Origin of the sequence: Formosa sp. Hel1_31_208, from assembly GCF_900104785.1 — a bacterium.
Taxonomy (GTDB): Bacteria; Bacteroidota; Bacteroidia; order Flavobacteriales; family Flavobacteriaceae; genus Psychroserpens.
Map to the genome: position 1 here is coordinate 585,014 of NZ_LT629733.1, position 23,896 is coordinate 608,909.

Sequence of the window (23,896 nt, forward strand, 5' to 3'; positions counted from 1 at the left end):
CACTTATCAAAACAAAAGCTAAAAAAGTTATAGCTACTATTAACAGACTATAATAATCACCATTTATTTTTTTAAATTTTAAAAGAAAACTGATGATATGTATATATGTGTTGATAACATCGTTTTTTAATAATTTAATAGTCTCTAAACATCATTAAATAATTAAACCGTAGATTTGCAGAAACTTAATAAGCTCTTCTTCACTTAAATTAAGTTTTAAATTAAAGTTGTCATTTCGCACAACGATGCGGAATCCATAATTCTTTTTAGATTCGAAATCACGTTCTGAATGACAAATACATATAATGATTACAATTAATAATGACAAAACGAAAAAAAAGGAAACCTTCAAATAATAAGATTTCCAACCTTACAAATACAATTCTAAGTATTTTAAAAAAAGATAGAAACCAAACTTTTAACTATAAACAAATTGCTGCTAAACTTGGTGTTAATGATGCTAGTAGTAGAAATCAAATTATAAAAAAACTTCAGCAACTCAAAGCAAAACAAGAGATTGAAGAAGTAGATCGTGGTAAATTTAAAGCCATCGTTACTACGCAATATTATACAGGTCGTGTTGATATGGCCTCAAGAGGTTCAGGATACATCATTAGTGACGATTTTGAAGATGATGTTTACATATCATCTAATAATATGAATAAAGCACTTCACGGTGATGAGGTAGAGTTTTACGCTTATAAACGCAGAAATCGTGGTAAATTAGAAGGTGAAGTGACCAATATTATCAAACGTGCAAAAAGCGAATATGTTGGTGTAATTCAAATTCACGATAAAAAGAATTTTGCTTTTGTAGTGGTTGATGGTACTAAAATGTACAAAGATATTTTTGTACCTATCAATAAGATAAACAAAGCAGAAGACGGTGATAAAGTATTAGTATCTCTTGAAGATTGGCCAGAAAATGCCGATTCACCTCATGGTCGTGTTCTCAAAGTACTTGGGAAACCAGGAGAACACAATACCGAAATTCACTCTATACTAGCTGAATATGGCCTACCGCTAGAATTTCCTCATGAGGTAGAAGAATTTGCAAATAAAATAGATACCTCAATTACTAAAAAGGAAATTGATAAACGTCGGGACATGCGTAACGATTTAACCTTTACTATAGATCCAAAAGATGCTAAAGATTTTGATGATGCTTTATCATTTAAAGTTTTAGATGATGGTTTATACGAAATTGGAATTCATATTGCAGATGTCTCACATTATTTACAAGAAGGCACTATTTTAGATGATGAAGCATATGAGCGTGCAACATCGGTGTATTTAGTCGATCGTGTGGTACCAATGCTTCCTGAAATTTTATCAAATGGCGCCTGTTCATTACGACCACATGAAGAGAAATATACCTTTTCTGCAGTGTTTAAAATGAATGATAAAGCCGAAATTAAAGACCAATGGTTTGGCAGAACAGTGACGTATTCTGATGCGCGATTTGCTTACGAAGAGGCACAAGCTATTATTGAATCCAAGTCCAATAGTATTCCTCAAGAGGTTTCATTAACAGGAAAACCATATCAAACAGATAAAGCAATAGCCGATGCAGTGTTAAAAATGGACGAGCTTGCAAAAATTATGCGTCGTAAACGTATGAGCACTGGGGCTATTTCATTTGATAAAGTGGAAGTAAAATTCGATTTAGATGAAGCGGCAAATCCAGTAGGTGTGTTCTTTAAAACTAGTAAAGATGCTAATAAACTCATAGAAGAGTTTATGTTATTAGCTAATAGAAAGGTGTCAGAATTTATTGGGAAACAAAAGAAAACATTCATCTATCGTGTTCACGATGAACCAAACGATAGTAAATTAGCAGCATTACAAAATGTAGTGGGACGCTTTGGTTATAAACTTGATTTTAAAGATCGTAAAAGTGTGGCATCTTCATTAAATAATTTATTAAAAGATGTGCATGGTAAAAAGGAACAAAACCTTGTAGATACCTTAACCATTCGCACCATGAGTAAAGCTGAATATACCACTCATAATATTGGGCATTATGGCTTAGCTTTCGATTACTACAGCCACTTCACCTCACCTATTCGAAGGTATCCTGATGTGATAGCACACCGTTTATTACAACATTATTTGGATGGTGGAGCATCGGTAAGTGAAGATATTTACGAAGACAAATGTAACCACTCTAGTAATATGGAGTATTTAGCAACAAAAGCCGAAAGAGATTCTATTAAATATATGCAAATTCGTTTTATGGAAGATCATAAAAACGAAAACTTTGTAGGTGTGATTTCTGGCGTGACCGACTGGGGAATTTATATTGAAATTATCTCCAATAAATGTGAAGGCATGGTCAGCGTTCGTGATATGAAAGATGATCATTATGCTTTTGATGAAGATCATTACGCTTTGATAGGAAAGAATTCTAAAATAATGTATCAGCTCGGTGATGAAGTTGTTGTCAAAGTAAAAAATACCGATTTAGTTAAAAAACACCTAGATTTTACCTTGATTGGTAAACATGAATAATAAAAGTTAGGGCGTTTCTCTGCATCGTTTTAACGATGTAGAGTCAGGCTGTACGTTATATCCTTTGGCAAACCAAAAGGATGTCACTTCCATCCTTAACGCAGACAGCACCATAATTTAGGACCTGTAACATTTCAGAAAAAAACATACTAACCAAAAAACTCATCACTATGGTTCTCACTACAACAAACTCCATTGAAGGATTTAAAATTATAGAATATAAAGGCATCGTTACAGGTGTAGCTATTAATGAACAAAAATTATCAATGGGATTTAGTATGGCAAAGTATTACAAAGCACTTCAGGGTAGTATCGATGCCACAAAAGAAACAGCATTTCAAATACTTACAGAAAACGCAAAAAAAATTGGCGCTAATGCCGTTGTTGGTATTAAAGTGGAAATTGAATTATTAGCGAGTAATTATGCTATGATTTCTATTACAGGAACAGCAGTTTCTGTCGCTTAAATTCAGAAATCATATTCAAAACTGTAACAATTATATTGCTATAACATCTTTATAACACAAATACACGTAACTCTAATATAAAGATATTTAATATGAAACCATTTTTTACACTTGCATTCGTCATTATCGCATCAATAGCAACAGCACAAAACCCTCTAGGAAAAGCCGTAGGTGATTTCAATGAGGTAAAGGTCTATGATCTTATTGAAGTGAATTTAATAAAAGCTAATGAAGCAAAAGTAGAAATTACAGGAGATGACATTGAAGATGTTGAGGTAATTAATAAAGACGGAAAACTTAAAATCCGTATGAAATTCAATAAGACATTTAATGGTGACCGCACATTTGTGGCGGTATATTATAATACCTTAGACATTATTGATGGTAATGAAGGTGCTTTTATTAGTGCTAATGAACTTATTGAGCAAAATTCAATTGAATTAAAAGCTCAAGAAGGAGCTCGATTAAAAATTGGATTAGATGTAAATCAAGTGACCATAAAGGCAGTATCTGGAGGTGTTGTAGAAACTAAAGGAAAAGCAATTTCACAAGATATTACACTTAATACCGGCGGTGTTTATGAAGGTAAATCATTCGAAACACAAAACACTACTGTTAATATCAAAGCCGCTGGAGAAGCCGATATTAATGCGTCTAAAACAGTTAATGCTAAGGTCATAGCCGGTGGGGATATTTTTATTTACGGAAATCCAGAAAAAGTAAATGAAAAAAGAACGCTTGGTGGACGAATTAAGCGAATGGATTAATCCATTAATTAAACTACTTGAGTACCAGTCTTTTTTTATTAGATTTGTAGGAAAGCAATTTCCTCTATGTTTGATGATATTTTAGCAGCTATTCCGTTCGGCATCATATTGGCATTCACTATTGGTCCGGTGTTTTTTGTATTACTGGAAACTAGTGCAACCAAAGGATTTAGAAGCGCCTTGATATTTGATCTTGGTGTGATTATTGCTGATGTCGTCTTTATTTTTGTGGCATTTTATAGTGCTAATAATTTGATAAACAAAATCAAAGACGATCCTAATTTCTTAATTTTTGGAGGCGTGTTATTAGCAGCTTATGGGTTTATTTCCTTCGTTAAAACCTCACGATCATTCCGGTCTATTGTTAAGGAATATCATCGTGTAGAAATTCCTAAAAATGACTATGGTAAACTTTTTATAAAAGGGTTTTTGCTCAATTTTATTAATATAGGCGTATTATTAGGATGGCTAGGATTTATTATGATTGGAAGTTCAATCACTGAATCTAAAAATGGTGTTTTAGTCTTTATTATTACCATGTTAACAGTCTACTTTTTAACCGATCTTTTAAAAATTGCTTTAGCTAAACGCCTAAAAAACAAGTTGACACCGCGTCTTATTTTTAAAACTAAAAAAGTAATAGCAATAGTTATTTTAGGTTTTGGGATACTATTACTTACTCAAGGGTTATTTCCAGAACTTTATGAAAAAAGTAAAGAGCAAATAGAAAAAGTGAATCCAATTGGTCATTAATTAATGACGATAGCGCCTATAGAAACCCTCAACACAAGTTGAATGTTTTCTGAGGCATCTAGCGGATTCGAACCACTGTACAAGGTTTTGCTTAGCTTTAATACTAATTTTTTATAAAAATTAAGCAATTAAAAAACCCTCAACACAAGTTGAAGGTTTTCTGAGGCATCTAGCGGATTCGAACCGCTGTACAAGGTTTTGCAGACCTCTGCCTAGCCACTCGGCCAAGATGCCTTATTCATTTGTTCGTTACAAACAAGGATGGCAAATGTATAAAAAATTACCATTTTACACCATAAACCCCTAGTTTTTTCGTCTTTCGGTCATTTTTATCGTTACGCTTTCTACATCACCTCCCATTGGCGGATTCAATTTACTCACACTCACAGTTGCTTTTTTAACCAAATGGTCCTCTTTAAATATGCGCTTAAGTATGCGTTGAGCAACTGTTTCTAGTAGTTTTGAAGCCTGTTGCATTTCTTCTTTGACAATGTTATTTAAAAGCACGTAGTCTACTGTATCACTTAATTCATCCGTTTTAGCAGAAGCTAGTAAATTAGCCTTTACCTTTAAGTCTACACGATAGTCGCTGCCTATTTTTGTTTCTTCTTTTAAACAACCATGATATGCAAAAACTCTGATATTTTCAACTTTTATAATCCCCATCTCTTAATTAGTGAAAAAATCAAAAACATTACTAATCGCACTTGTTTTAGTTTTAAAGAACTCAGTGTAAGTACAGCGTTCACAAGTTACAGAAGTGAATTTTTGGTTTTGTACATCGAATATTTTAGACAAAGTACCACCTGTGGCTCTCATTTGTCCTGTTTTATAAGTTCTGTTACTACATTTTGGGCATTTGTAATTTGCGTGTTCCATGGGTTATAATTTTCCATAAAATTACACAAACTAGAACAGATTTATAACCTACAATACGTATAATTACTTAATTTTGTGCAATAATTTTGTGGACATGTCAGAAGAATCAAAATCACTCAATTTTATTGAGCACATTATAGAAGAAGATTTAAACAACGGTTTATCCAAAGATAAACTACGTTTTCGGTTTCCACCAGAGCCAAATGGGTACTTACACATTGGGCATACCAAAGCGATAGGTATTAGTTTTGGTTTAGGCGAAAAATATAATGCGCCAGTAAACCTGCGTTTTGACGACACCAACCCAGCAAAAGAAGAACAGGAATATGTGGACGCAATAAAGCGTGATATTGCTTGGTTAGGATACAAATGGGCTAATGAGTTATATTCTTCAGATTATTTTCACACATTATATGATTGGGCTGTTCAATTAATAAAAGACGGAAAAGCATATGTTGATTCACAGTCTAGTGAAGCCATGGCGTCGCAAAAAGGAACACCAACACAACCCGGTGTTGATGGTCCATATCGCAATAGAAGTGTAGAAGAAAATCTCGATCTGTTTGAACGCATGAAAAATGGCGAGTTTGAAGAAGGAGAACATGTTCTTCGTGCTAAAATAGACATGCGACATCCAAATATGTTGATGCGTGATCCCATCATGTATCGTGTTTTAAAAAAACACCATCATAGAACAGGAGATGAGTGGTGTATTTATCCAATGTATGATTGGACACATGGTGAAAGTGATTATATTGAACAAATTTCACACTCCTTGTGCTCACTTGAATTTAAGCCTCATAGAGAGCTTTACGACTGGTTTAAGGAACACGTGCATGGTTATGCTTCACAAACGCTACCAATGCTTCCAAAACAGCGAGAATTTGCCCGCTTAAACTTAAGTTATACCATAATGAGTAAGCGAAAATTACTCAGGCTAGTAGAAGATGGCATAGTTTCAGGTTGGGATGATCCTCGAATGCCAACCATTTCCGGATTACGTAGGCGTGGTTATACACCTAATTCCATTCGTAAGTTTATTGAAAAAGTAGGTGTAGCGAAACGAGAGAATGTAATTGATGTGTCACTTTTAGAGTTTTGTATTAGAGAAGATCTCAATCAGACAGCGCCAAGGGTGATGGCTGTTTTAGACCCTGTAAAACTCGTAATTACAAATTATCCAGAAGGCAAAGAAGAGTGGTTAGAGGCCGAAAATAATCCTGAAGATGAAACTGCAGGATCACGAAAAGTGCCTTTTTCTAGAGAACTATATATTGAACGTGCTGATTTTAAAGAAGAAGCAAGTCATAAATTTTTTAGATTAAAATTAGGAAGCGAAGTGCGACTTAAAAACGCATATATTATCAAAGGCGAAAGCGTGGTTAAAGATGCTCATGGTCACATCACTGAAATTCTTTGTACCTATTCTACAGATACAGAGAAGAGAGTCAAAGGAACTTTACATTGGGTATCTATCAAACATGCTATAAAAGCTGAGGTTAGAGAGTATGATAGGTTATTTATGGATGAAGCACCAGATAGCCATCAGGATAAAGACTTTATGTCTTTTATTAACCCAAATTCATTAAAGGTTATTGAAGCTTTTGTTGAACCTAGCTTGTTAGACGCTAAAATAGGTGATCGTTTTCAATTTCAACGTATTGGATACTTTAATGTTGATAACGACACGACACCTGAACACTTGGTGTTTAATAAAACGGTTGGTTTGAGAGATTCTTGGGAAAAACAAAAACCTAAACCTCAGCAAAAACAAAACAATAAGCCTCAACAACAACAACAGCAACGCCCGGCAATAGAAGTGATTAAGCAGCTTGGTAAAAAGTATACGAATTTATCAGAAGCAAAGCAAGAAAAGTCTAAGGCTGAGATTTTAAAACTTGCTGAAGCTGTGAGTTATGATGAGCTACAACCCTTGTTTAACACAGCTGCAAAAAAAGTTGGAACGCGTATCGCAACCATGATTACTCTGAGCGTATTGCTGAAAAACGGACAAAAACGTAACGAAGAAATAGAGGCTTTTATTACTAAAGCGTTAGAAGATAATAATCCCATATTAGTAGCCGAAGCAAAAGCGATTTAAAGTTTATTGAAATCTCTCAAAAAACCTCAAAGACAACCAAATTGAGGTTTTTTTGTACATTTAACTAACTAACAATTAATCAAAATACATTATGGACTTTAATTTTTTAGCCATTCTAGTGGCCGCAATTGTACCTATTATTTTAGGTTTTGTATGGTACAACCCAAAAGTGTTTGGAATAGCCTGGATGCGTGAGGCAGAAATGACAGAGGAAAAAATAAAAAAAGGCAATATGCCAGTCATTTTTATTGTTTCATTAATTCTGTCGTTTTTATTAGCCTTTTTTATTCAAGCGTTAACCAATCACCAAATGGGTGCTTATAGTTTAATGGGAGGTGATCCTGAACTGGCAAAACCGTCTTATGATGCTTTTATGGCAGACTACGGTGATGCTTTTCGAACCTTCAAACACGGCGCGCTTCATGGCGCTATTGCTGGTGTATTTATGTTTATTCCGGTCATTGCGATTAATGGAATGTTTGAGCGTAAAAGCTGGAAATATATCATCATAAATGGCTTGTATTGGACGGTGGCCCTAACCATTATGGGCGCTATCGTATGCGGGTGGCAATAAGTTTTATAAAGTTTTAACATAGTTAAAGGCTGAGAATTGTAATTTTCAGCCTTTCTTAATATAGAAGTGATACACTTTAAACTATACAATTCGGTTACAGATTTACCTCAAACGTGGGACGAACTCTCTGTAGATGATGTGTTTTTAAAAACACCATTTCTAAAAGCTCTTGAATTGTCAAGTCCAAGCAATATTTCAACGTATTATCTAGCTGTATTTTCTTCGGAATCTTTAGTTGGGATTGCTATAGTTCAGCGCGTAGAAATGTATTTAGAGGATGTATTTAGACGGACTTCTAATAAGTTTTTTAAACGAATAGGAAAGCGATTAATTTCCAAGATTGTAAAAGGGAATGCTTTAATCGTAGGAAACCTGATGCATACGGGACAACACGGATTGTATTATAATTCTGAAGACATATCACAAGAGGTGTTTTTAAATACACTTTCCGATGGTGTGAACCAGTTAGCAAGACAGATTAAACTAAACTATGGAAAAACAATCCGAATTATTGGGTTTAAAGATTATTTTTTAGATGACCCTATTCATACTTGTGACAATTTTTTCCAAAAGGAGAACCTGTATAAAGCGCAGGTACAACCTAATATGATTTTCAGAGTTTCCGAAGCATGGACGACTTCTGAGGATTATATCAAAGCCTTCAATAAAAAGTACCGAAGGCGCTATAAAACAGCACGGAAAAAAAGCGTAGACATTGAGTGTAAAGAATTGCAGCTAGAGACAATAGAATTGCTGTCGGATGAATTATTTCAACTGTATCTATATGTTTCTAATAAGGCAGGTGTTAATTCGTTTAAATTAAATAAACAACACTTTTATAACTTAAAATTTCAGCTCAAGGAAGACTTTAAAGTCTATGGCTATTTTTTAAATAATGAGCTGATAGGGTTTTATACATTTATTAACAATTACAACCAGCTAGAAACGTATTTTTTGGGGTATAACCCAGAGCTTCAGCACCAACATCAGATGTATCTAAATATGCTATTTGATATGGCATCTTATGGCATTGATCACAATTACAAACAGGTGGTTTTTGCTAGAACCGCTATGGAAATTAAGAGTTCTATTGGAGCGAAACCTCATCAAATGTATATCTATTTAAAACATACGAATAGCGTTATAATTAATACAATCCTTCGGCTCGTTGTAAAGTATGCCAACCCAGTAAGGGAATGGGAAGAACGCCACCCGTTTCAATAAAAAAGCCCTAAAGACAAACCTTAGAGCTAGATGTTTTTATGTGGAATAACAGTAGTTATTTCTCACCTTTAGATTTTGCGTTTTTCATGGCTTCTCCTATTTGATTACTAGCCGTAAAACTAGCGACCATATCATTAAGCATATTACTACCCGCTTGCGGTGAGTTTGGTAATAGAATAAGATTGCTATTTGTTTCCTGTCCTATAGACTGTAGCGTATCATAATGTTGGGTGACTACGATAAGCGCAGAGGCTTCCTGAGAATTGATACCAACTTTATTCAAAACTTCCACAGATTCTTCTAAACCACGAGCAATTTCCCGACGTTGATCTGCAATACCCTGTCCTTGTAAGCGTTTGCTTTCAGCTTCTGCTTTTGCCTTTTCTACGATTAAAATACGAGCAGCGTCTCCTTCAAATTGTGCTGCAGTTTTTTCTCTATCGGCAGCATTAATTCTATTCATTGCAGCTTTTACTTGAGCATCTGGATCGATGTCTGTGACTAAGGTTTTGATAATATCAAAACCATATTCTAGCATAGCGTCGTTTAACTCGGCTTTTACAGCTAAAGCAATATCATCTTTTTTAACAAAGACATCATCTAGTTTCATTTTTGGAACTTCAGCACGAACCACATCAAATACGTAAGATGTAATTTGATCATGAGGGTAGTCTAATTGATAAAACGCGTCATATACTTTTTCTCTAATAACACGATATTGTACAGAGACTTTCAAACGCACAAAAACATCATCTAAGGTTTTGGTTTCTATAATAACATCCAATTGTTGAATTTTCAAACTTAATCTTCCTGCTATTTTATCAACCAACGGGATTTTTATTTTTAATCCAGATTGTCTAATGCTGTGAAATCTGCCAAAACGCTCAACAATAGCAGCTGTTTTTTGTTTAACAGTGAAGAATGACGAAATCAATATGATTAAGCCGAAAAAAATAATTGGAATATAAATAAATTGACCCATGACAAGTTTTTTAAAGTGTTAGATAAAATAATCAGTTACTAAATTAAGTTATATTTGTTCAAATCACACATAATACACATGCAAAAGAAGCAGTTTTTATTATTAGTTGTTTGTTGTATCGGTTTTGTTACAATTTCTGTTGCTCAACATAAAAGATATGCGATAAAAAACGGTATAGGAATCATGGGAGGTATCACTCAATTTGATATTGCAACTGATAATTTTACCACAAAAAGCGGTAGTGGATTTGCTGGTGGAATGATAGCTACGGTTGATTTACCTCAAAAATGGTATACCGTAAGTTATGGTTTACAGTTTTCACAAAATGCTTTTGAAGTCACTGGACGTCAATCATTAACCTCATTCAATACGGAACAAATTGAATATCAACTTATGGTTGCCCAATTGGCTTTTATGCTTCATGCAAAGGTGTTAAGCGATAACTTAACCATAGATATTGGTCCTCAATTGCAATACAACAGTGAATTAGAGCTTGATGATGATTCTCAAAAGAACTATATCATTGATGGCTACAACGCTTTATTAGCTGAAGATTTGAGCAAAATTTCTCAATTTAATGTGAACGGTGTTTTAGGCGCGTCTTTAGGAATCGGTAGTTTTAAACTAAGGGCGATTTACAGCTATGGTTTCACGAATATATTGAATAAACTTAATGATCAAAATCTAACTACTACACCTGCTTCTAAAAAATTCAAGGGCAATCAGAATATGCTAACTTTTGCAGTGATGATTACGTTTTAGATTGTTGAAACTAGAGCGTTAATACGCTTAATAGTTTCAGTTTTACCTATCATGTAAATAATATCAAACACATCAGGACCTTGTAAGGCACCTACAAGAGCTAATCGCAATGGCATCATTACCTTTCCGAAGCCAATCTCATTGGATGTAATCCAGCCTTTTATTGTTTGTTGTAAGGTGTCAACTGAAAATTCTTCAATAGCAGTTATAAGCCTTTTAACTTCAGATAAAACACTTATGGTATCATCTTTAATTGCTTTTTTAAACGCTTTTTCGTCATAGGATTCTGGTGCATTAAAAAAGAAATGACTCAGGCTCCAAAAATCACCTATAAAGGCAGCACGCTCTTTTACTAAACCAACAACCATCTCGATGTATTGTGTATCAATTTCGACTAATTCTGTTTTTATCTGTTGAAATGCAACCGCTAGATTATAATTGTCTTGCTCCTGCATATAATGGTGGTTAAACCATTTAATTTTATCAGGATCAAAGCGCGCACCGGCTTTATTTACGCGTTCCAATTCAAACGCATTTACTAAGCCATCTAAACTAAAAATTTCTTGTTCTGTGCCTGGATTCCATCCCAAAAAAGCTAAAAAATTTACCATAGCATCTGCGAAATAACCATCTTCCTTATAGCCACGAGATAGATCTCCAGTTTTTGGATCTGTCCATTCAAGTGGAAACACAGGAAATCCTAATTTATCACCGTCTCGTTTGCTTAATTTGCCTTTTCCCGTTGGTTTTAAAATTAGAGGTAGGTGTGCAAATTCTGGTGCGCTCCAACCAAAAGCAGCATATAATTGATAATGTAACGCTAATGACGGCAGCCATTCTTCTCCACGAATAACGTGGGTAATTTCCATTAAATGGTCATCTACAATATTAGCGAGGTGATAGGTAGGCATTCCATCGCTTTTAAATAAGACCTTATCGTCTAAAATATTAGTGTCAATTTTAATATCTCCACGAATAATATCTTTTAAATGAAGTGTTTCATCTTGAGGGGATTTAAAACGAACCACATAATCTTCACCAGCATTTAGTTTTGCTTTGACTTCTTCTTCTGAAAGCGACAAGGAGTTGCTCAATTTTAACCGATTGTGCCAATTGTAAATAAACGTTTTCCCTTTTGATTCGTGGTCTTTTCTATGGAAATCTAAGATTTCAGAACTGTCAAATGCATAGTAAGCATGACCCTTTACAATAAGTTCTTCAGCATATTGCTTGTACAAATGCTTACGCTCACTTTGTCTATAAGGCCCAAACCCACCATCTTTTCCTGGCCCTTCATCAAAAGGAATGTTACACCAATTCAAGGCTTTTATAATATAATCTTCAGCACCTTCAACATAACGATTTTGATCAGTATCTTCAATTCTAAGCACAAAGGTGCCGTTATGTTTTTTGGCAAAAAGATAATTGAAAAGGGCTGTTCTAACGCCTCCAATATGTAAAGGTCCTGTTGGACTTGGTGCAAAACGCACACGAACGGGTGTTGTCATGGTGTTCAATTTGAAGTTGCAAAGATAAAACGATAATTATGAAAAGAAATAGTTACTCTGAAATCATTTCGCGAGGAACCCTTTTATTCATGATTACAAACCACAAAGGAGGGATCATAGCTAAAACCATAGAGGTTGGATAGCCAAAAGGCATTTGAGGGCTCTTATCATGGCAATCTAAGATTTGATACTTTTTTGATGATTTGTAATGGTGATCGCTATGTCTTGTAAGCTCATAGAGTACGATTCTCCCAATAACATGATTTGAGTTCCAGGAGTGCATTTCTTTGACGCGCTCATAGCGACCTGTTTTTGTCTTTAATCTTAGTAACCCGTAGTGTTCGATATAGTTTACGGTTTCAAGCAATAAAAACCCAATTACCGCAGACACAATAGCGAATAATACTCCTAGTTTTCCGAAGAATAAAAAGATAACCAATAGATACCCTAATTGAAGCATAGTATACCAAAACATATCATTTTTAAAGGAGAAAAAGGAGCGGTTTAAATTTCTTAACAGCTTCAGTTGAATGAGCCAAGCGCTTTCATACTGTCTAAATATAGAGGTAAACCAAAAAGAATAAACGGTTTGATTATAGCGCGCTGTAGCTGGGTCTTCGGGAGTAGCGGCGTTTAAATGGTGACCATAATTATGTTCGATATAAAAATGCATGTATTGCGATGGAAGGAGTAGTGCTTTTCCCAGAAAACGCTCATTGCTGGTTTGTCTGTGACCCAACTCGTGAGCCACATTGATACCATTAACCCCTAAAACGATACCTACAGAAATCATTATTCCAATGAATTCATAAGTTGCCATTGGAGATGCCGTTACTTCAAACAGCCCAAAAATTACCAACCCATAAACTACGGGAAGATTGAGATATAATAACCAATCATATACCTTGCGTTTGAGTTTACTGTCTGCCTCTTCAGGGGTTATATTCTCAGTGTCTACTGGAAAAACAAGCTCTAATAATGGAATTATTATAAAAGCATAAACCGGTGTTAAGTAAGCTAAAGAACCTTTGTAAAATAGTCCTATAAATGCAACAACAGGTAGTGTAAAAGCAGCAAGATATTTTAGATCTTTCATGTTATAATGTTTAGAGATGGTCTTGTTTTTAATACAACTCCTCGAAATTAACAGAATCTTACCAAATTTAGGCATTTACGCTTTAAAATAAAATTGTAGATTAGTAAGTTAAATAGGCAAATGGCGAATACATTTAATCAAATACAAGGTAAGTTAGAGCAATTCATTAAACGATATTATACCAATGAATTACTCAAAGGTGTAATTTTGTTTTTTGCAATTGGCCTACTTTATCTCATTGCTACATTGCTGATTGAATATGTTTTTTGGTTAAACCCAACCGCTAGAACTATTTTATTTTGGGCTTTTGTAGCCGTTGAAACTGCATTATTCGTGAAGTTTATCGCATTTCCATTAGCAAAACTTTTCAAATTGCAAAAAGGAATTGACTATGAAGAAGCGTCGAAAATTATAGGCAGTCATTTCCCAGAGGTCAACGATAAACTACTCAATGTTCTTCAACTGAATCAAGACACACATCAATCAGAACTTTTAGAGGCTAGCATCGAACAGAAATCTGCAGAGTTAAGCCCAATTCCCTTTAAGCTGGCTGTTAATTTCAAGAAAAACATCAAATATTTAAAATATGCAGCCATTCCTATTATCATTTTGATGTTGTCATTTATAACAGGGAAGATCAATTGGTTTAGTGATAGTTATGAGCGTGTTGTGAATTATAATACAGCGTATGAACCACCAGCACCATTTGAGTTTTTTGTGGTGAACGATGAATTGAAAGCGATTGAAAACAAAGATTTTAGAATAGTTGTAAATACCGCTGGCGAATTGGTTCCCGAAAACGCTCAGATTCATTTTAATAACCAATCTTTCTTTATGCAACAGCTAGTTCCTGGCCAATTTGAATTTGTGTTTGCACAACCCAAAGAGGCTGTTTTGTTTAGTTTGTCGGCAAATGATGTGGTTTCAAAGGACTACACTTTAGAGATTATTAAGGTGCCAACATTGGTGAATTTTGAAATGACTCTTGATTATCCGTCTTATACCAAGAAGCAAGATGAAGTGCTAAAGAGCACAGGAAGCGGTACCATTCCGGAGGGCACAAAGGTAACATGGAGCGTGAACACTAAATCTACAGACAAGGTAACGCTATATGCAAAAGACACCTTAGACTTTCAATCTAAGACCGAAGGGCAATTTGAAGTTTCTAAACGCATTTTTAATAATACCGATTATAGCATAAGCACAAGCAACGCACAATTAAAAGATTATGAGAATTTAGCCTTTTCGATAAATGTTATCAAGGACAGTTATCCTGAAATGAATGTAAAAATGGAAATGGATTCTTTAGATAATCAATCCCTTTATTTTTATGGACAAGTAAGCGATGACTATGGCTTGAGTAAGTTACAAATGGTATATTACCCAAGTAATGAACCAAAACAAAAATCTTATGAGATCATGACGGTCTCGAAATCAAATTTTGATGAATTTGTTAATGCTTTTCCAAATCAATTGAATTTAAAAGAAGGTATTAATTATGAACTTTATTTTCAGGTGTTTGATAATGATGTCTTACATAGTTATAAAAGTGTAAAGAGTGCGGTTTTCAGTTACAGGAAATTAACCGAAGATGAAGCCCAACAAAAGCAACTTGAAGAGCAAAATGAAACCATAAAGGATATTAGCAAAACCTTTGATAAACTTAAAGAGCAGGATAAAGAACTCAAGGAATTATCTAAAACCCAAAAAGAAAAAAAGGAACTTAATTTTAATGATAAAAAGAAATTTGAAAATTTTTTAAAGCGTCAAAAAGAGCAGGAGCAGCTCATGAAAAACTTTAATAAAAAGCTAAAGGAAAATATTGAAGAATTTCAGAATGAAGATAAGGAGAAAGATCAATTCAAAGAGGATCTTCAAAAACGCCTAGAAGAGAATGAAGAACAACTCAAAAAGGATGAAAAACTTTTGGAGGAGTTAGAGAAAATGAAAGATAAAATCAACAAAGAAGAATTTACTCAAAAATTAGAAGAGTTAGCAAAACAAAACAAGAATAAAGAGAAAAGTTTACAACAACTATTGGAGCTAACAAAACGCTTTTATGTCGCTAAGAAAATAGAGAAATTAATGAAGGAATTAGACCAGTTGGCTGATGAACAAGAAAAGCTGTCTGAAGAGTCTAAAGAGAACAATTCAAAGGAAGCCCAAGAAGCACTCAATAAAAAATTTGAGGAATTCCAAAAACAAATGGAGGATCTTGAAAAAGAAAATAAATCATTGAAAAAACCAATGGAGTTACCTCAGGATAAACCAACTGAAGCGTCTATAAAAGAGGACCAAAAAGAAGCGACTGAGGCATTAGAAGAGCAAGAAAAACAGGATCAAAAGGAAGGTCAAGAGCCCGGTAATGAAGAGGAAAAGGAAGAGCCTCAGGACGCACAAACAGCCCCAAGCCCACAATCTGGTCAGCAAAAAGCACAGAAAAAACAGAAACAAGCGGCCAAAAAGATGAAAGAGATGAGTCAGCAAATGGCACAATCTATGTCAATGGGCGGAGGAGAACAGATGCAAGAAGATATTGATGTATTGCGCCAGATATTAGACAATCTAGTCTTATTTTCTTTTGATCAAGAGAATTTGATGAAGCAATTTAAAAGCATAGAAATAAATCACAATGAATACGGAAAGTTCTTGCGTAAACAGAGTAATTTGCGAGAACACTTTGAGCATATTGATGACAGTTTATTTGCTTTATCATTGAGGCAACCGGCGCTTTCAGAGCGTGTAAATTCACAGATTATAGAAGTGTTTTTTAATATGGACAAAGCACTAGGGCAATTATCGGAGAATCAAATATATCAGGGCGCAGCATCTCAACAATATACGATAACCTCCACAAACGAACTAGCGAGTTTTTTAAGTGATGTCTTAGACAATATGAACATGCAAATGAACCCATCTATGGGTCAAGGACAAGGTCAAGGTGAGCAGTTACCAGATATCATTATGAGTCAGGAAGAGCTCAATAAGAAAATGGAGGAGGGTATGAAAAAAGGTGAAAAAGGAAAGAAACCTAAAGATGGTGAGAATGGTGAATCTGGAGAAGGTCAAAAGCAACAGGATGGAGAGAATGGTGAACCAAAAGACGGAAAAGACGGTAAGGAAGGAAGGAGTGGTAAAGAGGGAAATAAAAAAGGCAACCTAGAAGGCGAGGGAGAAGGAGAAGGAAATAATGAAGAAATAAATGGAGAGCTTTATGAGATATACCAACGTCAGCAACAGTTAAGACAAGCTTTAGAAAACAGATTAGGAAAAGAAGGAAAGAAAGGTCTTGGTGGAGAACTATTGAGAAAAATGGAAGAGATAGAATTGGATTTGATTAATAAAGGTTTTACAAATCAAACCCTTCAAAAAATGATGGAATTGCAACATCAGTTATTGAAGTTAGAGAATGCCACATTCATGCAAGGTCAGGATAATAAAAGACAATCAGAAACCAATAATAAATCATACGAAAATACCTTACCAAATCAAATTCCTAAGGCGAAAGAATATTTCAATACTACGGAAATTTTAAATCGTCAAGCATTACCTTTGCAGCAGATATATAAAAAGAAAGTACAGGAGTATTTTAAAAAAGGCAATGATTAGTTTTAATTACGAAGGAGATTTTAAATTAGAAAATGAGCAAGCCGTTTCACAATGGGTTTCTGCGACAATTTTAAATGAAGGCTACAACGAAGGTGAAATCAATTATATATTTTGTGATGATGATTATTTACATAAGATAAATGTAAAATATTTAGATCATGACACCTTAACTGACATCATTAGTTTCGATTATAGTGTCGGAAAAGAGCTACACGGGGATATTTATATTTCGACAGAACGTGTTACAGAAAACGCTAAGGATTTTAGAGTAGAATTTTCAGAAGAATTGCATCGGGTGATCATACATGGCATACTGCATTATTGTGGTTATAAAGATAAAACAGACCAAGAGTCTAAGGAAATGAGATCTTTGGAAAATCACTACCTGACGAAGCGCTAAGTTTATATCTAGAATTCGCCGTATATTTGCAAACTGAAAATTTGAAGTCACTTATGTTCCACGTGGAACAATACAAGAAATTATGTTCAACGAAGTTTATGATGTTATAGTGGTAGGAGCTGGCCATGCTGGTAGTGAGGCTGCTGCCGCTGCTGCCAATATTGGTAGTAAGACGCTATTGATTACAATGAATTTGCAAAATATTGCACAGATGTCATGTAATCCAGCAATGGGTGGAATTGCGAAAGGACAAATTGTTCGTGAGATTGATGCACTTGGTGGTTATAGTGGTATAGTAAGCGATACCTCAGCCATTCAATTTAAAATGTTGAACAAATCAAAAGGTCCTGCAATGTGGAGTCCTCGAGTACAGAGTGACCGTATGCGATTTGCAGAAGATTGGAGATTATTATTAGAACAGACCAAGAATTTAGATTTTTATCAGGAAATGGTATCTAGTTTATTGGTAGAAAACCACAAAGTAGTAGGAGTTAAAACGTCTCTAGGTTTAGAGATAAAAGCTAAAACGGTGGTATTGACAAATGGGACGTTTTTAAATGGATTAATACATATAGGTGATAAAAATTTCGGAGGAGGTAGAGCAGGTGAAAGAGCAGCAACGGGAATTACAGAGCAACTTATAGACTTAGGTTTTGATTCCGGGAGAATGAAAACAGGAACGCCACCCAGAGTAGATGGTCGTTCTTTAGATTATTCAAAAATGATAGAACAACCTGGTGACGAACAGCCTGAAAAATTCTCTTATTTAGAACACATAAAGCCACTGACTGAACAACGGTCTTGTCATATGACCTATACGAGCCCGGAAGTTCATGATTTATTGCGTGAAGGCTTTGATCGATCGCCAATGTTCAACGGCAGAATTCAAAGTACTGGACCAAGATATTGTCCATCAATAGAAGATAAGATTAATCGTTTTTCAGATAAAGATAGGCACCAACTGTTTGTAGAACCAGAAGGATGGAACACCGTTGAAGTTTATGTTAACGGATTTTCGACATCGTTACCAGAAGACGTGCAATTCAATGCCTTAAAATCGGTAGCAGGATTTGAAAAGGTAAAATTCTTCAGACCTGGTTATGCTATAGAATATGACTATTTTCCACCTACACAATTAAAGCACACGCTCGAGACGAAATTAGTAGATGGTTTGTTTTTTGCAGGACAAATAAACGGGACAACAGGTTATGAGGAAGCAGCATCTCAAGGTTTAATGGCAGGTATTAATGCCGCATTAAAGGTGCAAGAAAAAGATAAATTTATACTAAAGCGGAATGAAGCTTATATTGGAGTTTTAGTAGATGACCTCATTACAAAGGGCACTGAAGAGCCATATAGAATGTTTACATCACGTGCTGAATATAGAACCTTATTACGTCAAGATAATGCTGATTTTAGATTAACTCCCAAAGGATATGATCTAGGTTTGGCGAGTGAACAGCGCTTAAGGCGGATGGAAGAAAAGCAAAAACTATCGGATAATTTTGTAAAGTTCTTTAAACAAACAAGTGTAAAACCAGAGCAGGCAAACCCAGTACTGGTTGAAAAAAACTCATCACCAGTAAAACAATCTGATAAAATGTTTAAGTTGTTTTCAAGACCAAATATCACAACTGAGGATATGCGTCAATTTGAAGAAGTTGAGACTTACATACAAGAACACAATTTGGATCGAGAAGTTATAGAGCAAACCGAAATACAAGTAAAGTATGCCGGGTATATTGAAAAGGAAAAGAACAACGCAGATAAACTGAATAGATTGGAAGATGTAAAGATTCCTTCTAATTTTGATTATACGAAATTGAAGTCAATGAGTACAGAAGCTATTCAAAAATTGACAAAAATTCAGCCAGTAACAATTTCTCAAGCGTCTAGAATTTCAGGTGTATCTCCTGCAGATGTTTCGGTGTTATTGGTGTACTTAGGGAGATAGATACACAAATATTTGAATTATGTTTCACGTGGAACATTTTAAGTAGGATAAATACTTTTGTATACGTTTTGGAAGATAACTTAAAGAAAAAGACATATTTAGAACTGAAAGACCATTCGGTCTCTGGAGAAGATTTTACATTATTATATAATGAGGAATTGGATATGTTAGAGACTTTTCCGCAGCCATCCGAAACGTCTTTGCCTCGTTACTATAACAGCGAAGATTATATTTCTCATACCGACTCAAAACGAAATTGGTTTGAGAAGTTGTATCATTTTGTAAAATCCATTGCGTTAAAACGAAAGCTTAAGCTTATTAATTCATTTCAAGTGTCAGATAAAAAATTACTTGATGTCGGATGTGGGACGGGAGATTTTTTAAAAGTTGCCAAAGATTATGGATGGAGTGTTTCAGGTATTGAACCGAATGACAGCGCCCGCATAATTGCAAATAGCAAAACAAATGAAGCTGTTTTTAATAGTGATCATTTACTACAATTTAAACCCAATAGTTTTGATGTTATTACACTTTGGCATGTTCTAGAGCATTTGCCACAATTAGAAAATCATCTTTCAATATTTGAATCACTTTTAAAATTAGATGGTCGACTCGTAATTGCGGTTCCTAATTTTAAAAGTCATGATGCAAAGTATTACAAAAATTTTTGGGCAGCTTACGATGTTCCTAGACATTTATGGCACTTTTCTAAAACGGCTATTTCGAAATTAGCACAACGACAAAATATGGTTCTCGTAAAAACCGTTCCAATGTCATTTGACGCGTATTATGTGTCTTTGCTTTCAGAAAAATATAAAAGCGGTTTGATGAATCCTATAAAAGCATTTTGGACTGGATGTCGCTCAAATATGAAAGCAAACCGATCTGGAGAGTTCTCTTCATTAATTTATGTCATCAAAAAGAGTTAAATCGCATTTTAAGGCATTTTAAGCGCAGATTTAAAATCATACCACACCGAACGTTTCTGAATCAAATTCAGTTAAAGAAATTGAGTTTATGTGGGTCTTTTCGGATAGATTTAAGAAATGCATATTAATATTTCTATAAAAATTATTAATGGCTACCTATTGTATATAAAATCATTCACTTTTATACATTTGCAAAAAATAAAGAACATATAAAAATGAAAAAAGTAGTAATGGCATTTTTAGTAATGCTAATAATTGCATCTTGTCAGGAGCAGAAAAAAATAGCTTTCGTGAATAGAACAGAAGTAATCAATAAATATCAAGAGAAAATTGATATTGAAGATAAGTTTAAAGCACGTGAGGAGCGTTTCAATAAAAAATCCGATAGTATAGGAAAAGCCTTTCAACTAGAGTACCAACAATTTCAAGTTAGTGCAACGAAAATGTCTGCTCAAAAACAGCAGGAAGAAGGACAAGCATTTAACCAAAGAGGACAAATATTACAACAGCAGCTACAATTTGAACAACAACAATTGCAACAGGCGTATACTATTGAAATGGATTCTGTTATTATGCACATGAAACATTTTGTAGAAGATTATGGAAAGAAAAATGGCTATGATTATATTTTTGGCACTAGCGAAGCGACTAATAATGTAATGTACGGTGGGGAGGCAAATGATATTTCAAATGATATTTTACAAGGCTTGAATGAAGCCTACAAATCGAAAGAGTAGTAATTAGATCTACGAGATTTATAAATTAAAAACCGATTGTTTATCAATCGGTTTTTTTGTGCAATAACCTTGTAAGTTTTATTGATAAATCAGTAAGGATAATTTTTGAGTTCCCATTACGCTCTATATGATATATGGCATCTTGAAGCTCATTAGATATGTCTAAAATGTTATTCCCGTGAACAAATGGAGCAAATTTCTCCAATTTGAAGCCTGTTTTAGGTTCCATAAACACCAATTCTTCGGCATTGTAATTCATTAATAAGGCTTGTCTGAAAAAATCCAGACAAAAGTTCAGGAATTGTTTCTGCGTTTCACGCCCCGTTTTAGCAATGGTTTCACTCCACGAAATCAGATCATGAATAGCGCTTTTATTTCCTTTTGCCTTAAAAGCTGAGCGTATCCAAAAGACAAACCACTCCTCAAACTGAGTATCTTCACTATCGCTATATACTAAATCACATGCTTTATTATAGTTACCATTAGCTTGATGTGCAATTTTTACAGCATCAGCAATAGGAATTTGATAATTTTTAATCAAAGCGTCTTTTATAGTTTCCTCGGCCAATGGAGGAAAATGGAGGATTTGGCATCGCGATTTAATGGTATTGATAATTTGTTCTTCATCTTCTGCAATTAAAATGAAGACAGTTTGATTAGGTGGTTCTTCAATAAGCTTTAAAAGCTTGTTGGCCGCTGAGGTATTCATTTTTTCAGCCATCCAAATCAGCATCACTTTGTAGCCACCTTCATAAGATTTCAAAGATAAGGCCTTAACGATATCTTGAGCCTCATCAACACCAATTTGGCCTTGTTTGTTATCGATACCTAAAATGCGGTACCAGTCAAATAAGTTTCCATAGGGCTGTTTTTCAATGAGTTGTCGCCACTCTTCCATAAAATGATTAGAGACTGGATGATTTTTAATCTTGTCATTTGTAGCCACAGGGAATACAAAATGTAAATCGGGATGGGAGAGATTCTTGAATTTCAAATTACAGGCTTCATTGCCTTCAAGATTCTCTGCATTTTGGTTTTTACAAAGCAAATATTGGGCATAAGCAATAGCCATGGGTAGTGTTCCAGCACCTTCAGGGCCTACGAACAATTGTGCATGAGGAACACGTCCAAAATCAGCACTTTTAGTAAGATGATTTTTAATGTGTTCTTGTCCTAATATTTCCGAGAATAGCATGAAGCAAACCTACATATTTTTTTTAAAAGTTTATCTATATATTCTATGCAATCGTTTTCGTAAAAAAACAACTTTTATCCATTAGTTTTATTGGTTACATTTGTGATTCAATTTCCTAAACTATACAAAAATGAAAACGATAAATGACTTCAATTTTAATAATAAGAAAGCACTTATTCGAGTGGATTTTAACGTGCCATTAAATGATAATTTTGAAGTTACAGATGCCACGCGTATCGTATCTGCGAAACCAACCATAATTAAGATCTTAGAGGATGGTGGCAGTTGCATTTTGATGTCACATCTAGGACGACCAAAGGGTGTTCAAGAAGAGTTTTCATTGCAACATATCGTAAATAAAGTTGAAGATATTTTAGGTGTTGAAGTTAAATTTGTCACCAATTGTGTTGGCCCAGAAGCTGAAGAGGCATCGGCAAACTTAAAACCTGGAGAGATTTTATTATTGGAAAATTTACGTTTTCATGAGGAAGAAAAACAAGGAGATAAAGGCTTTGCAGAAGCACTTTCAAAATTAGGTGATATTTATGTGAATGATGCTTTTGGTACTGCACATAGGGCGCACGCATCTACAACTATTATAGCGCAATTTTTTCCTGAAGCAAAGTGCTTTGGAAATTTACTAGCACAAGAGATTGAGAGTATTAAGAAAGTAATGGAAACAGGTGAGAAACCTGTTTTAGCAGTATTGGGAGGCGCCAAGGTCTCTTCTAAAATTACCATTATTGAGAACATACTAGATAAAGTAGACCACTTGATTATAGGTGGCGGAATGACATTTACTTTTATAAAAGCTCAAGGAGGACGTATAGGTGATTCTATCTGTGAGGATGATAAAATTGAGCTAGCGCTAAAAATTTTGAAGCAAGCTGCAGAAAAAAATGTGCACATTCACTTACCTGTTGATGTGATTGCTGCCGATGCGTTTAGTAATGATGCAGATACACAAATTATGGACGTGACTAAAATCCCTAATGGTTGGCAAGGTTTAGATGCAGGACCAAAATCTATAGCGAATTTTCATGAGGTGGTGATGCAGAGTAAAACTATTTTATGGAATGGACCACTAGGTGTTTTTGAGATGGAAAGCTTCGCCCATGGGACTATTGCTCTAGGGGATTCTATTGCTGAAGCCACAAAGAATGGTGCGTTTTCATTAGTTGGCGGTGGAGATTCGGTAGCCGCTGTGAAACAATTTGGTTTTGAACATAAAGTAAGTTATGTAAGTACTGGAGGAGGAGCTATGTTGGAAAGCTTAGAAGGTAAGGTTTTGCCAGGTATAGCAGCCATTTTAGAATAGTTTCGGAAATATCACCTTTTTGTCAACCCCGGAAGAATCTTACAAGGTATTTTAAATTGTCTTGTTATGTTTTCATTTTAGCTAAAAAAACACGATTTTAGCTCACCTTATCGTTATGATAATTAAAATA

20 protein-coding genes and 1 tRNA gene are annotated in these 23,896 nt (G+C 34.7%); 14 read left to right on the top strand and 7 right to left on the bottom strand.

What is annotated here, in order from left to right; genetic code table 11:
• Positions 1 to 321: 321 nt before the first annotated feature.
• The 4 genes from rnr to BLT57_RS02465 all read left to right on the top strand — a co-directional run bounded on the left by rnr (position 322) and on the right by BLT57_RS02465 (position 4,498).
• Positions 322 to 2,511, top strand: a complete 2,190-nt coding sequence (gene rnr, locus BLT57_RS02450) for a ribonuclease R (RefSeq protein WP_091421754.1) — start codon at positions 322 to 324, stop codon at positions 2,509 to 2,511.
• Between the two features lie 170 nt (positions 2,512 to 2,681).
• Positions 2,682 to 2,978 carry a YbjQ family protein gene (locus BLT57_RS02455; protein WP_091421756.1) on the top strand — a complete coding sequence of 99 codons (297 nt, stop codon included), beginning with the start codon at positions 2,682 to 2,684 and terminating at the stop codon, positions 2,976 to 2,978.
• Positions 2,979 to 3,070: 92 nt separating this feature from the next.
• Entirely contained in the window at positions 3,071 to 3,745 is a 675-nt protein-coding gene (locus tag BLT57_RS02460) for a head GIN domain-containing protein (protein WP_091421758.1), read from the top strand.
• 66 nt (positions 3,746 to 3,811) lie between these two features.
• Positions 3,812 to 4,498 (top strand): LysE family translocator, encoded by a 687-nt coding sequence (locus BLT57_RS02465; protein WP_091421760.1) that lies wholly within the window; start codon positions 3,812 to 3,814, stop codon positions 4,496 to 4,498.
• A gap of 163 nt (positions 4,499 to 4,661) precedes the next feature.
• Here BLT57_RS02465 and BLT57_RS02470 read toward each other — a convergent pair.
• The 3 genes from BLT57_RS02470 to BLT57_RS02480 form a co-directional block, all read right to left on the bottom strand.
• A tRNA-Cys gene (locus tag BLT57_RS02470) sits at positions 4,662 to 4,732 on the bottom strand.
• A gap of 69 nt (positions 4,733 to 4,801) precedes the next feature.
• Complete coding sequence (folB, locus tag BLT57_RS02475) at positions 4,802 to 5,164, bottom strand: dihydroneopterin aldolase (protein ID WP_091421763.1); 363 nt, start codon at positions 5,162 to 5,164, stop codon at positions 4,802 to 4,804.
• A 3-nt stretch (positions 5,165 to 5,167) separates the two neighbouring features.
• The gene (locus tag BLT57_RS02480) at positions 5,168 to 5,377 is read right to left on the bottom strand and encodes a zinc ribbon domain-containing protein (protein ID WP_091421766.1); all 210 of its coding nucleotides are present in this window, start codon (positions 5,375 to 5,377) and stop codon (positions 5,168 to 5,170) included.
• 94 nt (positions 5,378 to 5,471) lie between these two features.
• On the opposite strand from BLT57_RS02480, the gene BLT57_RS02485 reads away from it, so the two are divergent.
• From BLT57_RS02485 to BLT57_RS02495, 3 genes are all read left to right on the top strand, one after another.
• Positions 5,472 to 7,478, top strand: coding sequence for a glutamine--tRNA ligase/YqeY domain fusion protein (locus tag BLT57_RS02485; protein WP_091421768.1), 2,007 nt, complete (start codon positions 5,472 to 5,474; stop codon positions 7,476 to 7,478).
• A 91-nt stretch (positions 7,479 to 7,569) separates the two neighbouring features.
• Positions 7,570 to 8,052 carry a DUF1761 domain-containing protein gene (locus tag BLT57_RS02490; RefSeq protein ID WP_091421770.1) on the top strand — a complete coding sequence of 161 codons (483 nt, stop codon included), beginning with the start codon at positions 7,570 to 7,572 and terminating at the stop codon, positions 8,050 to 8,052.
• A 66-nt stretch (positions 8,053 to 8,118) separates the two neighbouring features.
• Positions 8,119 to 9,276 carry a GNAT family N-acetyltransferase gene (locus BLT57_RS02495; protein ID WP_091421773.1) on the top strand — a complete coding sequence of 386 codons (1,158 nt, stop codon included), beginning with the start codon at positions 8,119 to 8,121 and terminating at the stop codon, positions 9,274 to 9,276.
• 55 nt (positions 9,277 to 9,331) lie between these two features.
• On the opposite strand, the gene BLT57_RS02500 is transcribed toward BLT57_RS02495, so the two are convergent.
• The gene (locus tag BLT57_RS02500; RefSeq protein ID WP_091421778.1) at positions 9,332 to 10,258 is read right to left on the bottom strand and encodes an SPFH domain-containing protein; all 927 of its coding nucleotides are present in this window, start codon (positions 10,256 to 10,258) and stop codon (positions 9,332 to 9,334) included.
• Between the two features lie 78 nt (positions 10,259 to 10,336).
• On the opposite strand from BLT57_RS02500, the gene BLT57_RS02505 reads away from it, so the two are divergent.
• On the top strand, positions 10,337 to 11,020 hold the full coding sequence (locus BLT57_RS02505; protein ID WP_091421780.1) for a hypothetical protein: 684 nt from the start codon (positions 10,337 to 10,339) through the stop codon (positions 11,018 to 11,020).
• Here the strand turns inward: BLT57_RS02505 and gltX are convergent.
• Together gltX and BLT57_RS02515 are read right to left on the bottom strand one after the other, a co-directional pair.
• On the bottom strand, positions 11,017 to 12,528 hold the full coding sequence (gltX, locus tag BLT57_RS02510) for a glutamate--tRNA ligase (RefSeq protein WP_091421784.1): 1,512 nt from the start codon (positions 12,526 to 12,528) through the stop codon (positions 11,017 to 11,019). The two genes, BLT57_RS02505 and gltX, sit on opposite strands and share 4 nt — an antisense overlap.
• A gap of 52 nt (positions 12,529 to 12,580) precedes the next feature.
• Positions 12,581 to 13,624 carry an alkane 1-monooxygenase gene (locus BLT57_RS02515; RefSeq protein WP_091421789.1) on the bottom strand — a complete coding sequence of 348 codons (1,044 nt, stop codon included), beginning with the start codon at positions 13,622 to 13,624 and terminating at the stop codon, positions 12,581 to 12,583.
• Positions 13,625 to 13,744: 120 nt separating this feature from the next.
• On the opposite strand from BLT57_RS02515, the gene BLT57_RS02520 reads away from it, so the two are divergent.
• The 5 genes from BLT57_RS02520 (at position 13,745) to BLT57_RS02540 (ending at position 21,253) form a co-directional block, all read left to right on the top strand.
• A complete protein-coding gene (locus BLT57_RS02520; RefSeq protein WP_091421795.1) occupies positions 13,745 to 17,233 on the top strand; it encodes a DUF4175 family protein in 3,489 nt (1,162 codons plus the stop codon).
• A complete protein-coding gene (gene ybeY, locus BLT57_RS02525; protein WP_091421797.1) occupies positions 17,226 to 17,633 on the top strand; it encodes an rRNA maturation RNase YbeY in 408 nt (135 codons plus the stop codon). The genes BLT57_RS02520 and ybeY overlap by 8 nt, the downstream gene beginning before the upstream one ends.
• 82 nt (positions 17,634 to 17,715) lie before the next feature.
• A complete protein-coding gene (gene mnmG / locus BLT57_RS02530; RefSeq protein ID WP_091421799.1) occupies positions 17,716 to 19,587 on the top strand; it encodes a tRNA uridine-5-carboxymethylaminomethyl(34) synthesis enzyme MnmG in 1,872 nt (623 codons plus the stop codon).
• A 68-nt stretch (positions 19,588 to 19,655) separates the two neighbouring features.
• Positions 19,656 to 20,516, top strand: a complete 861-nt coding sequence (locus BLT57_RS02535; RefSeq protein ID WP_231928754.1) for a class I SAM-dependent methyltransferase — start codon at positions 19,656 to 19,658, stop codon at positions 20,514 to 20,516.
• 215 nt (positions 20,517 to 20,731) lie between these two features.
• Positions 20,732 to 21,253 (top strand): OmpH family outer membrane protein, encoded by a 522-nt coding sequence (locus tag BLT57_RS02540; protein ID WP_091421802.1) that lies wholly within the window; start codon positions 20,732 to 20,734, stop codon positions 21,251 to 21,253.
• Between the two features lie 43 nt (positions 21,254 to 21,296).
• On the opposite strand, the gene BLT57_RS02545 is transcribed toward BLT57_RS02540, so the two are convergent.
• Entirely contained in the window at positions 21,297 to 22,448 is a 1,152-nt protein-coding gene (locus BLT57_RS02545) for a DNA polymerase III subunit (RefSeq protein WP_091421805.1), read from the bottom strand.
• 130 nt (positions 22,449 to 22,578) lie between these two features.
• On the opposite strand from BLT57_RS02545, the gene pgk reads away from it, so the two are divergent.
• Positions 22,579 to 23,766 (top strand): phosphoglycerate kinase, encoded by a 1,188-nt coding sequence (pgk, locus tag BLT57_RS02550; protein ID WP_091421808.1) that lies wholly within the window; start codon positions 22,579 to 22,581, stop codon positions 23,764 to 23,766.
• Positions 23,767 to 23,896: the final 130 nt, after the last annotated feature.